The organism is Shewanella abyssi (assembly GCF_023284025.1).
Classification (GTDB): Bacteria; Pseudomonadota; Gammaproteobacteria; order Enterobacterales; family Shewanellaceae; genus Shewanella; species Shewanella abyssi.
Map to the genome: position 1 here is coordinate 71,604 of NZ_JAKIKR010000003.1, position 17,689 is coordinate 89,292.

At 48.9% G+C, this 17,689-nt stretch carries 4 protein-coding genes; all 4 read left to right on the forward strand.

From position 1 onward, the window contains the following. Positions 1-249 precede the first annotated feature (249 nt). Genes L2755_RS02615 through L2755_RS02630 form a run of 4 tightly spaced genes read left to right on the forward strand, consistent with a single transcriptional unit; the run spans position 250 to position 17,661 of the window. A complete protein-coding gene (locus L2755_RS02615) occupies positions 250-1,116 on the forward strand; it encodes a transcriptional regulator (RefSeq protein WP_248979199.1) in 867 nt (288 codons plus the stop codon). Then, positions 1,116-9,404 carry a type I polyketide synthase gene (locus L2755_RS02620; RefSeq protein ID WP_248979200.1) on the forward strand — a complete coding sequence of 2,763 codons (8,289 nt, stop codon included), beginning with the start codon at positions 1,116-1,118 and terminating at the stop codon, positions 9,402-9,404. The genes L2755_RS02615 and L2755_RS02620 overlap by 1 nt, the downstream gene beginning before the upstream one ends. Further along, entirely contained in the window at positions 9,404-11,737 is a 2,334-nt protein-coding gene (locus L2755_RS02625; protein ID WP_346348070.1) for a PfaB family protein, read from the forward strand. The genes L2755_RS02620 and L2755_RS02625 overlap by 1 nt, the downstream gene beginning before the upstream one ends. Beyond that, entirely contained in the window at positions 11,737-17,661 is a 5,925-nt protein-coding gene (locus L2755_RS02630; RefSeq protein WP_248979201.1) for a beta-ketoacyl synthase N-terminal-like domain-containing protein, read from the forward strand. The genes L2755_RS02625 and L2755_RS02630 overlap by 1 nt, the downstream gene beginning before the upstream one ends. Positions 17,662-17,689 lie beyond the last annotated feature (28 nt).

The window sequence follows — 17,689 nt, forward strand, 5'->3', positions numbered from 1 at the left end:
TCTTTAACTTACCCACGCGACTTACTACACATAATAACACTTTAGCTTACAAGTGTTCACTGAATCTGGTCGTATCAGCGATTATTAAGTCCCAGGTGATTGTATTGCCCCTAAACCTGAGGTAGTCTGCTCATCGATTCGTCAAACTATACCGGCTAAATTACGATAAACAGTGAACTCTCGCGAAGTTTGCCAGTCATAAAAACGTAATCAAGTCCCAGTAGATTATTAACGGAAACCGCTAAATTGATGGCAGCACAAGTGAATGAAAGTGTAGATTCGGCAAGCAGTAATCCGAATAAGCGTACGCAAAGTACCACTGAAACACGGCACAGCAATGCCACCACCACACCAGAGATGCGTCGATTTATCCAAAGATCAGATCTCAGTGTCGGTCAACTTTCAAAAGTGCTGAATATCAGTGAAGTCACTGTGCGCAAGTGGCGCAAGCGCGATTCAATCGAAAATACCCCTAACACGCCGCACAATCTCAACACCACGCTAACGCCGCTACAGGAATATGTTGTCGTCGGATTGAGATATCAGCTGAAAATGCCACTGGATAGATTGCTGACCGCAACCCAGAAATTTATCAACCCAAATGTGTCCCGTTCAGGACTCGCGCGCTGCTTAAAGCGTTACGGGGTTTCCCGTGTCGGTGATATTGAAAGCCCCCATGTACCGATGCGCTATTTTAATCAGCTACCGATCACCCAAGGCAGTGATGTTAAAACCTATACCTTGCACTATGAAACGCTAGCGCAGACATTGTCTCTGCCGAGTCAAGATGCAGACTGTGTGGTTCAAGTGGTCTCTTTGACTATTCCACCACAATTGACCGAACAACAACCGAGTTCAATCCTGCTTGGTGTCGATCCTCACAGTGACTGGATCTACCTCGACATCTACCAAGATGGTAATACCCAAGCAACCAACAGATACATGGCTTATGTGCTTAAACATGGGCCGTTCCACTTACGAAAGTTACTTGTCAGTAACTATCACAGTTTTATTCAGCGCTTTCCTGGTGCGACGCAACATCGCCACACCTCAAAAGACAAGCCCAAAACAAACAATAAGACGCCTGAAAACCGGGCATCCACTGGAGACTCATAATGAGCCAGACCTCTAAACCTGAACAATCATCAGCACCAGAGCAAGCACAAGACTCGCAAGCTGATATTCGCTTAAATAAACGCTTAAAAGATATGCCTGTGGCAATTGTTGGTATGGCGAGCATTTTTGCTAACTCGCGTTACCTCAACAAGTTTTGGGATCTTATCAGCGAAAAGATTGATGCCATCACCGAGTTACCACCGACTCATTGGCAGAAAGAAGATTACTTTGATGCTAACAAAAGCACGCCAGATAAAAGCTACTGTAAGCGCGGCGGCTTTTTACCCGATGTCGATTTCAACCCAATGGAGTTTGGCCTGCCACCAAATATCCTCGAACTGACTGACTCGTCGCAGCTACTGTCTTTGATTGTGGCAAAAGAGGTGTTGGCCGATGCTAACCTGCCTGAAGGTTACGACAGAGACAAAATCGGTATTACCCTTGGCGTAGGTGGCGGACAAAAAATTAGCCACAGTTTAACGGCACGCCTGCAGTACCCTGTGCTTAAAAAAGTGTTTGCCAACAGTGGTATTAGCGACGAAGACAGCGAAATGCTGATCAAAAAGTTCCAAGACCAATATGTACATTGGGAAGAGAACTCGTTCCCAGGTTCTCTCGGTAACGTGATTGCCGGTCGTATTGCTAACCGTTTTGATTTTGGCGGTATGAACTGTGTGGTTGATGCAGCATGTGCAGGCTCTTTAGCCGCAATGCGTATGGCCCTTAGCGAGCTTGTCGAAGGTCGCTCAGAGATGATGATCACTGGCGGCGTCTGTACCGACAACTCTCCCTCTATGTACATGAGTTTCTCAAAGACACCAGCATTCACCACTAATGAAACAATTCAGCCATTTGATATCGACTCAAAAGGGATGATGATTGGTGAAGGTATCGGCATGATCGCATTGAAGCGTCTTGAAGATGCTGAGCGCGATGGCGACAGAATTTATTCGGTCATTAAAGGCATGGGTTCATCATCAGATGGTAAGTTTAAATCTATCTATGCACCCCGCCCTGAAGGTCAAGCAAAAGCACTTAACCGTGCCTATGACGATGCAGGCTTTGCACCGCATACCTTAGGCCTTATCGAAGCGCACGGTACCGGTACTGCCGCAGGTGACGCGGCAGAATTTGCCGGTCTCTGTTCAGTCTTCAGTGAAGGTGATGACACCAAGCAGCACATTGCCCTTGGCTCAGTTAAATCGCAAATTGGCCACACTAAATCAACCGCGGGTACCGCGGGACTGATTAAAGCCGCTTTAGCACTACATCATAAAGTATTGCCGGCGACGATTAACGTTAGCCAACCGAGCCCAAAGCTTGATATCGAAAACTCGCCTTTCTATCTCAATACTGAAACGCGCCCTTGGTTACCACGTGTAGATGGTACGCCGCGCCGTGCGGGTATTAGCTCATTTGGTTTTGGTGGTACTAACTTCCACTTTGTACTGGAAGAGTACCAGCCGGAACATAGCCGTATCGACAGCGAAAAAGCAAAATATCGCCAACGCCAAGTTGCGCAAAGCTTCCTTGTCAGTGCGCAAAGCAAAGATGCGCTCATCAAAGAATTAAATACATTAGCAACCGCAAGTGCGGGAGCGGCCTTTAATCTTAAAGATGCCGCTGCAGACTTCGCTGTACGTGAGCTAGCCGCCAACGCACCGCGTATCGGTCTAGTCGCCAATAACGCCGCAGAATTGACCAGCTTTATTAAGCAAGCCGTCGCAAAGCTATCAAATAGTGACGACACTCAATGGCAACTACCGGCTGGTATTAGCTACCGCGCGACCGCCATTGTTGATGCTGCAAACAAAGCGTCTGGAAAAGTCGCAGCATTGTTTGCCGGTCAAGGCTCGCAGTATCTCAACATGGGACGCGATCTTGCTTGTTACTACCCAGAGATGCGTCAGCAGCTAGTGACTGCAGATAAAGTGTTTGCCGCCAACGACAAAACACCACTATCGCAAATCTTGTTTCCAAAACCTGTGTTTAATAAAGATGATGTGAAGACACAAGAAGCCGTATTGACTAACACTGCTAATGCGCAAAGCGCAATCGGCGCTATTTCAATGGGCCAATATGCACTGTTTACCGCTGCAGGCTTTAATGCCGATATGGTGGCGGGTCACAGCTTTGGTGAGCTAAGCGCACTATGTGCTGCCGGCGTTATTTCAGCCGATGACTACTACAAACTGGCCTTTGCCCGTGGCGATGCCATGGCAACCAAAGCCGCAGCTAAAGACGGTGTTGAAGCTGACACTGGCGCCATGTTTGCCATCATCCATAAAGCGGATGACTTGAGCACGCTTGAAAGCACTATCGCTAAATTCGAGGGTGTTAAAGTTGCTAACTATAACGCACCAACACAATCGGTCATTGCGGGTCCAACAGTTACAACGGGCGACGCCGCTAAAGCGTTAAGCGCATTGGGTTACAAAGCGATTAACTTGCCAGTCTCTGGTGCTTTCCACACCGAACTTGTCGGTCACGCTCAAGCGCCTTTCGCTAAAGCAATTGATGGCGCCAAGTTTACCAAGCCAAGCCGAGCGTTATATTCAAATGCAACTGGCGCACTATACGACAGTACTGCTGCCAAGGTTAAGGCCTCGTTCAAGAAACATATGCTGCAATCAGTGCGTTTCACTGCGCAGTTAGAAGCGATGTTTGACGCTGGCGCTCGAGTATTTGTTGAATTTGGTCCGAAGAACATTTTGCAAAAGCTAGTTCAGGGTACGTTGAGCGACAAGTTAAACGAACTTTGTATTATCTCAATCAACCCAAGCCCTAAGGGCGACAGTGATCTACAGCTTAAGCAAGCCGCTGTGCAGCTCGCCGTTGCCGGTGTACAACTTGACAATATCGACCCATATCAGGCTGATATCGCCGCGCCTGCAAAACGCTCGCCGATGAATATCACCCTGAACGCCGCTAACCATATTAGCCCTGCGACTCGCGCAAAAATGGCCAAGTCGTTAGAGACTGGCACCGTTAAAAGCACCACCATCATCGAAGAGAAAATCATCGAGAAGATTGTAGAAAAAGTGGTTGAAGTTGAAAAAATCGTCGAAGTGCAAACCGTTATTGAAAAAGAAGTAGAGAAGATCGTGGAGATTGCAGTACCAATGTCTAATGAGCATGTAGTGCCTAACGGCCAAATCGTTCCGAGTGCAGCCGCACAACCAGCCAAAGTTCAGCCAACAACAGTCAGTGTTAGCACTGATGCATTGTCGCAGTTCTTTGCCGCGCAGCAACAAACTGCGCAGCTTCATCAGCAATTCCTCAGTATTCCACAGCAATATGGTGAGACGTTTACCAGCTTAATGACTGAGCAAACTAAACTTGCAGGTGCGGGTGTTGCCTTGCCTGAAAGCTTGCAACGTTCGATGGAGCAGTTCCATCAACTACAAGCTCAAACAGTACAAAGCCATACTCAATTCTTAGAGATGCAAGCAGGCAATAATAATGCCGCGCTTAACATGCTTAATGGCACTGCAGTTGTGAGTCCAGTTCATACTCCTGTTGCTCATAACCTTGCGCCAGCACTAGCAGCACCCGTTGTTGCGCCAACTATTGTGTCAAGAGTAGCGCCAATAGCCGCTCCGGTACTTGCTCCAGTAGTGAGTGCGCCACACGTTACAGCCACGCCAGTTCATCGCCAAGCAGCACCTGCTGCCCGTATCGAACCTGTTGCAGCGCCAGTTGTTGCTACACCAGTAGCTCCTACAGTAACAATTGGTTTGAGCGCGACTCTTTCTGCAGAGAAGGTACAAGCGACCATGCTTGAAGTTGTGGCAGAAAAGACCGGTTACCCAACCGAGATGCTTGAACTTGAAATGGATATGGAAGCCGATTTAGGTATCGATTCTATCAAACGTGTTGAGATCTTGGGTACAGTGCAGGATGAGCTACCAAGCTTACCTGAACTCAACCCAGAAGATTTAGCTGAGTGTCGTACACTTGGTGAAATCGTTAGCTATATGAACTCTAAACTGGCTGATGGAAATTCTACAGCACCAAGCACAAGCGTCACGGACTCTACTATTAATAGTGCAGCTGCGGCCCCTTTACAAGCCGCTGAGGGCTCACTCTCTGCTGAAAAAGTACAAGCGACCATGATGTCTGTTGTCGCTGAAAAGACCGGTTACCCAACCGAGATGCTCGAGCTTGAAATGGATATGGAAGCCGATCTTGGTATCGATTCTATCAAGCGTGTTGAGATCTTAGGTACAGTGCAAGATGAGCTACCAAGCTTGCCTGAACTCAACCCTGAAGATTTAGCTGAGTGTCGTACACTTGGTGAAATCGTGGCTTACATGAACTCTAAACTGGCTGATGGCTCTGCTAATACAAGTGCCGCTGAGGGCTCGCTCTCTGCTGAGACAGCCTTGAGCGCGACTCTTTCTGCAGAGAAGGTACAAGCAACCATGATGTCAGTGGTCGCAGACAAAACCGGCTACCCTACCGAGATGCTCGAGCTTGAAATGGATATGGAAGCCGATTTAGGTATCGATTCTATCAAGCGTGTTGAGATCTTAGGTACTGTGCAGGATGAGCTACCAAGCTTGCCTGAACTCAACCCTGAAGATTTAGCAGAGTGCCGTACACTTGGCGAAATCGTGGCTTACATGAACTCTAAGCTGGCTGCTGGCTCTCAACTATCTACAAGTGCCGCTGAAGACTCTTTACCTTCACAAGCCGCTGAGGGCTCACTCTCTACTGGTCTTAGTGCCGAGAAGGTACAGGCGACCATGATGTCTGTTGTCGCTGAGAAGACCGGTTACCCAACTGAGATGCTTGAACTGAGCATGGATATGGAAGCTGACCTTGGTATCGACTCTATCAAACGTGTTGAAATTTTAGGCACGGTACAAGATGAGCTTCCAGGCTTACCTGAACTCAACCCTGAAGATCTAGCTGAGTGTCGCACGTTAGGCGAAATCGTGGCTTACATGAACAGCAAGTTACCTGCTGGAAATTCTACAGCACCAAGCACAAGCGTCACGGACTCTTTACCTTTACAAGCCGCTGAGGGCTCACTCTCTGCTGAGAAGGTACAAGCAACCATGATGTCAGTGGTCGCAGACAAGACCGGCTACCCGACTGAAATGCTTGAACTGAGCATGGATATGGAAGCTGACCTTGGTATCGACTCTATCAAGCGCGTTGAAATTTTAGGGACGGTACAAGATGAGCTTCCAGGCTTACCTGAACTCAACCCTGAAGATCTAGCTGAGTGTCGTACTCTTGGCGAAATCGTAGCTTACATGAACTCTAAACTGGCTGATGTCTCTAAACTTTCTACAAGTGCCGCTGAGGGCTCACTCTCTACTGGTCTTAGTGCCGAGAAGGTACAAGCAACCATGATGTCAGTAGTTGCAGACAAGACTGGCTACCCGACTGAGATGCTTGAACTGAGCATGGATATGGAAGCAGACCTTGGTATCGACTCTATCAAGCGCGTTGAAATTTTAGGCACGGTACAAGATGAGCTTCCAGGCTTACCTGAACTTAACCCTGAAGATCTAGCGGAGTGTCGCACCTTAGGCGAAATCGTTAGCTATATGAACTCTAAGCTTTCTACAAGTGCAGCTGATGGCTCTGGACTTTCTACTACTGCCGCTGAAGGCTCTAAGCTTTCAACAAGTGCAGCTGCAGCGAGTCAAACAAGTGCAGTCTCTGCTGAGCCAAGTGTTGAACTACCACCTCACAGCGAGGTGGCGCTAAAAAAGCTTAGTGCGGCGGACAAACTAGAAAACTGTTTCGCCGCAGACACAAACGTAGTGATCACAGATGATGGCCACAACGCAGGTGTACTAGCAGAGAAACTGGTTAAACAAGGGCTAAAAGTGGCTGTTGTTCGACTCGCCGAAGGCAATGCTCATTCACCGCTTTCAAGCGATGTAGCAAGCTTTCAAGCAACATCGGCTGACGAAGCCGGCATTAACGCTGTCATTGCACAAATCGAGCAACAACTCGGTGCAATCGGTGGATTCATTCACCTACAGCCAGAAGCCAGTGATAGTAATCAAGGTGACGCTGTTAACCTAAATGAGCAAAGCTTTAACCACCTGAGCCAAGCGTTCTTATGGGCAAAACTGTTACAGCCAAAACTCACTGTCGATAACAATGCCCGTCGTTGTTTCGTGACAGTCAGTCGTATTGATGGCGGCTTTGGCTACCTCAATACTCAAGCGTTACAAACAGCAGAGCTTAACCAAGCCGCGTTAGCGGGGTTAACTAAAACACTCGGTCACGAATGGCCTACTGTTTTTTGCCGCGCATTAGATATCGCCGCCGATGTTGATGCAACACACTTCGCAGATGCTATTACCAGCGAGCTTTTTGATGCCAATACCCAGTTACCTGAAGTTGGTATCGCAACAGATAAGCACGGTGATATTAGCCGCGTAACTCTAATAGCAGGCGAGGCGAGCAATAAATCGGCTAAAGCAGAGCTAAACAGTTCAGATAAAATACTGGTGACCGGGGGCGCTAAAGGCGTCACGTTCGAATGTGCACTTGCCCTAGCCCGTCGTACTCAGTCTCACTTTATCTTAGCCGGTCGTAGTGAATTACAAGCATTGCCAAGCTGGGCTGCGGGTAAGCAAACCAGCGAGCTTAAATCTGCCGCCATTGCGCATATTATCGCAACGGGCCAAAAGCCAACGCCAAAGCAAGTTGATGCCCTAGTGTGGCCTGTTCAGAGCAGCATTGAGATTAACGCTGCATTGGACGCCTTTGCTAGCGTCGGCGCATCGGCTGAATACGTCAGCATGGATGTGACCGATACCACTGCAATTAACACAGCACTAAAAGGCCGTTCAAGCGAAATCACCGGTCTAATTCACGGCGCAGGTGTACTCGCTGATAAGCACATTCAAGACAAAACACTGGCAGAGCTAGCACGCGTTTACGGCACCAAGGTTAATGGCCTTAAGGCACTGCTTGCAGCACTTGAGCCGAGTAACATCAAACTGCTAGCGATGTTCTCATCGGCTGCTGGTTTTTACGGTAACACTGGCCAAAGTGATTACGCCATGTCTAACGACATCCTTAACAAGGCGGCACTGCAGTTCACTGCGCGCAACCCACAAGCTAAAGTCATGAGCTTTAACTGGGGCCCTTGGGATGGCGGCATGGTCACCGCTGCATTGAAGAAGATGTTCACCGACCGCGGTGTATATGTCATTCCTTTGCAAGCCGGCGCAGAACTGTTTGCCACTCAGCTACTGAGTGAGACTGGGGCACAGTTGTTAGTTGGTACCTCTATGCAAGGCGCTGACGCTGCGACTGGAGCTGCATCTGTAAAAAAGCTTAATGCGGGTGAGGTGCAAACTGCATCGCGCTCGCAGCATGATGCAAAAAATATCGGACACGGTCAGCTAACCGCAGTCACATTGACTCGTCGCCTTAACCCCAATGCATTGGTCTTTATCCAAGACCACCGCATTGGCGGTAACCCTGTGCTGCCGACAGTGTGTGCTATCCAATGGATGCGCGAAGCGGCAAGTGAAATGTTAGGTACTTGCGTAAAAGTGATTGATTACAAATTACTAAAAGGCATTGTATTTGACGACTTAGAGCCGCAAGAGATGACGCTAGCGTTAACGCCAGCAGATGACGGCAAGACGCTTAGCGCCCTCATCAGCAGCCAAGGTCGCCCGCAATATAAAGCGACATTAATGGCCAGTAGTGACAGCGACTTTGACACTGCATCGGTCCGCGCGGTGCCGCTAACGCCAGCTATGTATGCGTTAGATGCAAGCCAAGCGGTAACATCGGCAGCAACCCTGTATGCAAACGGTACACTGTTCCATGGACCACGTTTGCAGGGCATTGACACGGTAACGCAATTTGACGACAACAGTTTAATCACCACAGTGAAAATCGCTGCGGTTGATGCTAATGACTGCGGTCAGTTTGTTGCACAATCGCATGTTGGTGGCTGCCAGCCCTTTGCTGAAGACTTGTTACTGCAAGCGATGTTAGTTTGGGCAAGGCTTAAACATGGCGCTGCTAGCCTCCCCTCATCAATTGGTGAGTTTGTGGTCAACAGTCCAATGGCATTTGGTGAGCGCGGCTTTATTAAGTTAGATGTCGTTAAAACCAGCTCACGTTCGCTAGCGGCTAACGTTGCTCTGTACCATGAAAATGGTGAGCTAAGCGCTAAGATGACCGCGGCAAAAGTGACCATTAGTAAGAGTCTGAATGATGCGTTTATCGCCCACTCAGCTCTTGCCAGTGACAGCGAGCTTCTTAGTGACAGCACATTTGGCGAGGCTAAATAGTGATAACTCAACCACTAAGCCCAGCGACTGAGGCTGCCGCAGACAAAATTGCGATGCCACTACGCATCGCACTTTTGGTGTTGCCAGCAATAGAGTTAAACAATGACGAGCTGGCGGCATTGTTGCCAGAACTTAACCGTCAGGAGCTAGGTTCAGCACAAGATGTATCGTTAGTCGACAGTATTGTAAAAATAACCGTTGATGACTTTAAAGATGCCAGTTTTGAAAAGCAGTTAGACCGGACGATTAGCGCTATTGAAGAGGGTAAGTTGGTACAGCTAACCACACGCGATCATGCTCTGTTAATGATGCCCGCGTTGAAAGCTGCCCAGCTTAGAATACATCCTCATGCACAGCTCACTGCCATGCAGCGAACAAGCATCAACAGCAACAACAGTGCAGATAGCAGCTTGACTCGTGCACTCGCCCAGGCAAAGCGTGAAAGCGCACATTTAAGCAAGCTTGAGCAACACAATGACCTTGATAGCAAGGCGCAGTTCGCTGCCATGCATCAACTTATTAGCCAGCTTGCCAGTCGCACACACTATCGAGACGAGCTCAATGACGGCGTGGCATTAAGCCCAAAACAAGCCAGAAGCCATTATTGGTTTACCGAGTATCATCAAGCCCGCGTCGCGGCGATTAGCTTTAATAATGGTCCGCAATCGGTGAGCTTTGTGATAGCCCAAGGCACCGGCTTTATCGCGGCTAAATCTTTGCTTAATCATCAGCGTTTGCAGTTTATCCTTTGCGGTGACAACCAAGCAGAGCTTAGCCAAGCGATCAGCGCGTTAGCGGCAGAGCTTGAATCACTGAAAGCTGGACACTCTGAACGCTGTGGGCACTCTGAAAATAGTGATATCAGCGTGCTGCAAGCGATGGTCAGCAATTTAAGGCAGTACAAAACAAAGAGCACAACAAAGAGCACTAAAGCTCAGCTTTGTGCCGTGCTCAATGCCAACTCAGTTGAGGCTATGCAGCTTGAACTGAGTGCATTAAAGGCGGCCGTGGCTAAAACCATTGCGGAGCAGACCCAGTATAAAACCCCAAGCGGCAGTTACTTCACCGCTCATGCTTTGGGCAATCAAGCCGAAGCGGGCCTCGCCTTTGTCTACCCCGGTGTCGGTACTGTTTACGCCGACATGTTAAGTGAACTGCATCAATACTTTCCAGCGCTATACGCCAAACTTGAACGTGAAGGCGATCTAAAATCTATGCTGCAAGCTGAGCAGATCTACCATTTAGATCCCAAGCGTGCAGCCGCGATGGACTTAGGAGACTTAGCCATTGCAGGTGTTGGCAGCAGTTATATTCTGACGCAACTATTAACCGAAGAATTTAAGGTTAGCCCAAACTTTGCACTGGGCTACTCTATGGGTGAAGCGTCAATGTGGGCCAGTCTTGGGGTGTGGAAAAATTCCCATGACTTGATCAGTAAAACCCAAACGGATCCCCTCTTTACCACTGCGATTTCAGGTAAATTGACCGCCGTTAGACAAGCATGGCAACTGAGCAATAATGAGCCCGACATTGTCTGGAACAGTTTTGTAGTCCGCAGCCCTGCAACGCCTATCAAAGCCTTGCTAGTCGATTACCCGCGCGCTTACCTTGCGATTATTCAAGGTGATACCTGCGTCATCGCTGGCTGCGAAAGCCAGTGTAGAGCGCTACTGTCTGCACTGGGTAAACGTGGCATTGCTGCTAATCGAGTCACCGCCATGCATACTCCACCCGCAATGGAGGAGCATAGCAATGTGGTTAGCTTCTATCAGCAACCGCTTCGAGACGAGCTACCAAATGGGATTAAATTCTTAAGTGCTGCAAACCTCTGTGGTGAACCACGCCATCAAGCGATTAATAAGTTAGGCAATCAACTCGATAGCCAAGTTGTCGCCCAATCGATTGCCGACACCTTTTGCCATACCTTGGACTTTACCGCGCTTATCCATAGCGCCCAACGTCAAGGTGCAAAGCTATTTGTTGAGCTTGGGGCAGACAGACAAAACTGCACCTTAATCGACAAAATTGCTAAGCAAGATAGTCAGGATAAAAACGCGGCAGCGCTACTTGAAAACGCACCTTGCTGCACAGTGCCAATGAATGCAAAAGGCAGCAGCGATGCGGTCAACTTACTAAAAGCACTAGGGCAACTCATTAGCCATGGCGTGCCACTGTCAGTCACACCGCTTATTGATGGACTCGCGCGCGAGATAGCCCGCACCACCTTATTGAATAAACAGCGACCCAATAGCAAGTCTGGCCAAGGCCAACAAGATAGCAGCAACGCTATCGCTTCGTCCTATGACACTACATCACTCAAAGGGGAAGTCTAATGTCTGTAACAGACAACACTTCTAACCACGTTTCGAGTAAGCCCAATACGTCGAGTAAGCAAAGCAAGATTGCCATCGTCGGTTTAGCCACTCTGTACCCAGATGCTAACAGCCCGCAGCAGTTTTGGCAGAACCTACTCGACAAGCGAGATTCTCGCAGCACCTTGACCGACAAAAAGTTAGGCGCTAGCAGCGCTGACTACCAAGGTGTGCAAGGTCAGTCAGACCGTTTTTATTGTGATAAAGGCGGCTACATTGAAAACTTCAGCTTTGACTCAGCCGGCTACAAACTATCCGCCGATAGCTTAGAAGGTTTAGACCATAGTTTTTTATGGGCACTCGACACCAGTCGTAAAGCCCTCGAAGATGCTGGCATTTCACTTGATAACAATGAATTACTCGGCCGCACTGGCGTTATCATGGGCGCACTGTCTTTTCCGACAGAGCGTTCAAACGACCTGTTTTTGCCTATTTATCACAGCGCAGTAGAAAAAGCGCTGCAAGATAAATTGGCCAGCAACAACTTTAAGCTCAGCCCAACCAATGCTGCCACTGCGCGAGCCAATAACGAAGCAACGCTTGAGAGTGCTAACGGCGCGATTGCCCACAACGCCTCTAAAGTGGTTGCCGATGCATTAGGCCTTGGCAGCACCCAGCTCAGCCTTGATGCCGCCTGTGCCAGTTCAGTTTACTCACTCAAACTTGCCTGTGATTACTTAAGCACGGGCAAAGCGGATGTGATGCTCGCGGGCGCAGTATCGGGCGCAGATCCCTTCTTCATCAATATGGGGTTTTCAATCTTCCATGCCTACCCAGATCACGGCGTATCCGTGCCATTTGATGGTGATAGCAAAGGCTTGTTCGCCGGTGAAGGTGCGGGCGTATTAGTGCTTAAGCGTCTTGAGGATGCCGAGCGTGACAACGACAAAATCTACGCCGTTGTCAGTGGTGTGGGTTTATCGAATGACGGTAAAGGCCAGTTTGTACTGAGCCCGAACCCTAAAGGTCAGGTAAAAGCGTTCGAGCGTGCCTATGCCGCCAGTGATATAGAGCCAAAAGACATTGAAGTGATTGAATGTCATGCCACTGGTACGCCGCTAGGAGACAAAATTGAGCTCACCTCAATGGAGACCTTTTTTGAAGACAAGCTGCAAGGGTCGAGCGCGCCGCTTATCGGTTCAGCAAAATCCAACCTAGGCCATTTGCTCACCGCGGCGGGAATGCCCGGGATCATGAAGATGATCTTTGCCATGAAAGAGGGCTTATTGCCGCCAAGCATTAACATTAGCGATGCTATTGCATCGCCTAATAAGCTATTTGGAAAAGCAACGCTGCCTCGCTTGGTCCAAGGTTGGCCAGACAAAGCCAGCAATACCACGGCAGGGGTTAAAACCCGTCATGCCGGTGTGTCTGTATTTGGTTTTGGTGGTTGCAACGCCCACCTGTTACTTGAATCGTATACGCCAACCTCCGCTGACGCTCCCAAGCTAAAAGCAGCTCTTGCAGGTTTAGCAGCACCAGCGCCGCTTAAAATTGTGGGTCTAAGCTCGCACTTTGGTCCACTGAGCAATATTAATCAGCTGGATGCGGCGATTGCTAATAATAGCGATGCCTTTATTGCCCTGCCAACCAAGCGTTGGAAGGGTTTGGAAAAACACCCAGAACTATTGGCTCAGTTTGGCCTCAACGCAGCGCCCAAAGGCGCTTATATTGATAATTTCGAGCTGGATTTCTTACGCTTTAAACTGCCACCTAATGAAGATGATCGCTTGATCTCACAGCAACTGATGTTGATGCGGATCACCGATGAAGCCATTCGTGATGCCAAGCTAAAACCTGGCCAAAAAGTGGCTGTATTAGTGGCAATGGAAACCGAGCTTGAACTGCATCAGTTCCGTGGCCGCGTTAACTTACACACTCAGCTGCAGCAAAGCCTTGCTGGTATTGGCGTGAACTTAACGGCAGATGAGTATCAAGCACTCGAAGCCATTGCGATGGATAGCGTACTTGATGCTGCAAAACTGAATCAGTACACCAGCTTTATTGGCAACATCATGGCATCTCGCGTGTCATCGCTGTGGGACTTTAATGGTCCAGCCTTTACCATATCGGCAGCGGAGCAGTCGGTAAGCCGCTGTATTGATGTCGCGCAAAACCTGATTGCTGAAGATAACCTTGATGCCGTGGTCATTGCTGCTGTGGACTTGTCTGGCAGTTTTGAGCAAGTGATCTTAAAGAACAGTATCGCCCCAGTGGCGATGACACCCAATAGCCCAGCCCCAAGCCAGAACAGTTGGAATGTGGGTGAAGGTGCTGGCGCGATTGTCTTGGTCAAAGATGAAAGCACCTCCGGTCGCGCCTACGGTCAAATTGATGCATTAGCTTTTGGTCATGCGCAGCAATTATCTAAGGTCACCGATACCCTTTTAAGCCAAGCCGCAACCGATAGCAGCAGTGTTAATGTGCTTGAAACCAACATTGCGCCAGGCAGCTTAACCACCGAGACGGCAAGCCACTTGCTTAGCGAAGCGTTCCCTAACGCAATTGCCACCAGCGCCGATAGCCGTGTTGGCCACTGCTTTGCCGCCGCCGGTATGGCAAGTTTGCTGCATGGATTATTAAATGTATCGCGAACGAAAGCCTCCAATAGCAAAGCCTTAGTGACCAACGTGAGTGAGGATCAAGTTTCTCAGTTGCTGCTAAGCCAGAGCGATATCGAGCAGCAAGCGCTGGGTTTACGTTTGGCTAGTGAGCTTAAATCTGACGCCAAACATCAGCTGGTAAAACAAGTGACCTTGGGTGGTCGCGACATTTACCAGCATATTTATGATGCGCCGTTAGCGGAATTAACCTCGATTCAGCACAAATTTGCCAGCGGCAGCGCTTCTAGCGTAAGCCAGCTGCCAATCAAACCTATTATTGCCAGAGCGCAACAGACAGCTCAGCAATCTACCTTACCTATGAGTACAGCAACTGCCCCCGTTCAAGTAACGGCTGCGGTTTCGGCTCAAGCATTAGGCACTTTATCTATGACGACTCAAGTTAAACCGACTCTAGTGAACCCAGCAGCAAGCAATACTGTCACCGCAATTGATGGATCTGCAGCTGACTTAACCGCATTCCAACAGAATCAGCAACTGACGCATCAAGCGCATCACGCCTTTCTGAAAAGTCGTTCTGCGGGAATGCAAGTTGCCGACGCACTGTTAAAGCAGCAACTGGCACAAGTGACCGGCCAAGCAACCGCACAAGCATCCGACCAAGCGGCAGCGCCGGTGTTAACCGCCCCAGCCGTTATAGCTACAGAGCCTGCAAGCGTGGCTAACGTCGCGGTTATTGCGCCGGATCATGGCAACGTAGCGCCTTATATTGCTCCGACCCCTGCGCTTAAGCCTTGTATTTGGAACTACGCCGATCTTGTGGAATATGCTGAAGGTGATATTGGCAATGTATTTGGCAGTGATTACGCCATCATCGATAGCTATTCCCGTCGCGTTCGCCTACCCACCACCGATTACCTATTGGTATCACGCGTAACCAAACTTAATGCCACCATGAACGAGTACAAGCCTTGTTCAATGACCACTGAATATGACATCCCCGTGGATGCGCCTTACTTAGTCGATGGTCAGATCCCATGGGCCGTTGCGGTAGAATCTGGTCAATGTGACTTGATGTTGATCAGCTATTTAGGCATCGACTTTGAAAACAAGGGTGAGCGTGTTTATCGCCTACTTGATTGTACCCTCACCTTCCTTGGCGACTTGCCACGTGGCGGCGACACCCTGCGTTATGATATTAAAATCAACAACTATGCCCGTAACGGCGAAACACTGTTGTTCTTCTTCTCTTACGAGTGTTTTGTTGGCGATACCATGATCCTTAAGATGGACGGTGGTTGTGCAGGCTTCTTCACCGATGAAGAGCTGGCTGACGGCAAAGGCGTTATTCACACTGAAGATGAGATCAAAGCCCGCTACTTAGTGGTGAAGAAGACCTTCAACCCGCTACTAGATTGCCCTAAAACCAGCTTTAGCTATGGTGATATCCATAAGCTACTAACTGCCGATATCGAAGGCTGTTTTGGTCCAAGCCACAAAGGGGCGCCGCAGCCATCACTTTGTTTCGCATCAGAGAAGTTCTTGATGATCGAACAAGTGAGTAAGCTTGATCGCAATGGCGGCACATGGGGCCTAGGTCTTATCGAAGGCCAAAAGCAACTTGAGGCTAACCATTGGTACTTCCCTTGTCATTTCCAAGGTGACCAAGTGATGGCTGGCTCACTGATGGCCGAAGGTTGTGGTCAACTATTGCAGTTCTACATGCTGCACTTAGGCATGCACACTCAAACACAAAACGGTCGTTTCCAACCCCTTGAAAATGCATCGCAACAAGTGCGATGTCGTGGACAGGTATTGCCACAATCAGGCATGCTCACTTACCGCATGGAAATAACTGAAATTGGTTTTAGTCCTCGCCCCTATGCCAAAGCCAATATCGATATTTTGCTAAACGGCAAGGCCGTGGTTGATTTCCAAAACTTAGGCGTGATGATCAAAGAGGAAGAGGAGTGTGTTCGCTACCCGCTAGCGCCTGCGGCGTCTCTCAGTAATGAGTCTACGAGTTCTCAAGCAACTGCAACGTCTCCTAAAGCTTACCAGCCGGCATCGATTAACGCCCCTCTGATGGCACAAATCCCTGATTTGAGCAAAGAGCCCAACAAAGGCGTTATCCCTATTTCACACGTAGAAGCGCCTATCACGCCGGATTATCCAAACCGTGTGCCTGATACAGTGCCGTTTACGCCGTATCACATGTTTGAGTTTGCCACTGGTAACATTGAAAACTGCTTCGGCCCAGAGTTTTCAATCTACCGCGGTATGATCCCACCACGTACTCCCTGCGGCGATCTACAAGTGACCACGCGCGTCATTGAAGTCAACGGTAAACGCGGCGAATTTAAAAAGCCTTCATCGTGTATCGCTGAGTACGAAGTGCCAAGCGACGCATGGTATTTCGACAAGAATAACCACGCTTCGACCATGCCATACTCGATATTGATGGAGATATCCTTGCAACCTAACGGTTTCATTTCAGGTTACATGGGCACCACATTAGGTTTCCCAGGTCTTGAGCTGTTTTTCCGAAACCTAGATGGCAGCGGCGAGCTACTGCGTGATGTCGATCTTCGTGGTAAAACCATTCGCAATGACTCGCGCTTACTCTCTACTGTAATGGCCGGCACCAACATCATCCAAAGCTTCAGCTTCGAGCTCAGTACCGATGGTGAACCCTTCTATCGCGGCAACGCGGTATTCGGTTACTTTAAAGGTGACGCTCTGAAAGATCAGCTCGGTCTGGATAAGGGTAAAGTCACTCAGCCTTGGCACGTTGCTAAAGGCATTGCCGCTGACACTAGGGTCAATCTACTGGACAAGGGCGCTCGTCACTTCAATGCTCCTGCAAGCCAACCGCATTACCGTTTGGCCGGTGGCCAGCTTAACTTTATCGACACTGTCGAGATTGTTGATAATGGCGGCACTGATGGTTTAGGTTATCTATACGCTGAGCGTACGATTGACCCAAGCGATTGGTTCTTCCAGTTCCACTTCCATCAAGATCCAGTGATGCCTGGCTCACTAGGTGTTGAAGCGATTATTGAAACCATGCAAACTTATGCGATTAGCAAAGATTTGGGTGCCGGCTTTAAAAATCCAAAGTTCGGTCAAATTTTGTCGAACATCAAATGGAAGTACCGTGGTCAGATCAACCCATTAAATAAGCAGATGTCTATGGATGTCAGCATCACTTCCATCGAAGATGTCGATGGTAAGAAAGTCATCACCGGTAATGCCAGCCTAAGTAAAGATGGCCTGCGTATATACCAAGTGTTTGATATTGCTATCTCTATCGAAGAAGCCTAAAAGCTACGCTTTTTTGCTTAGTTAATGA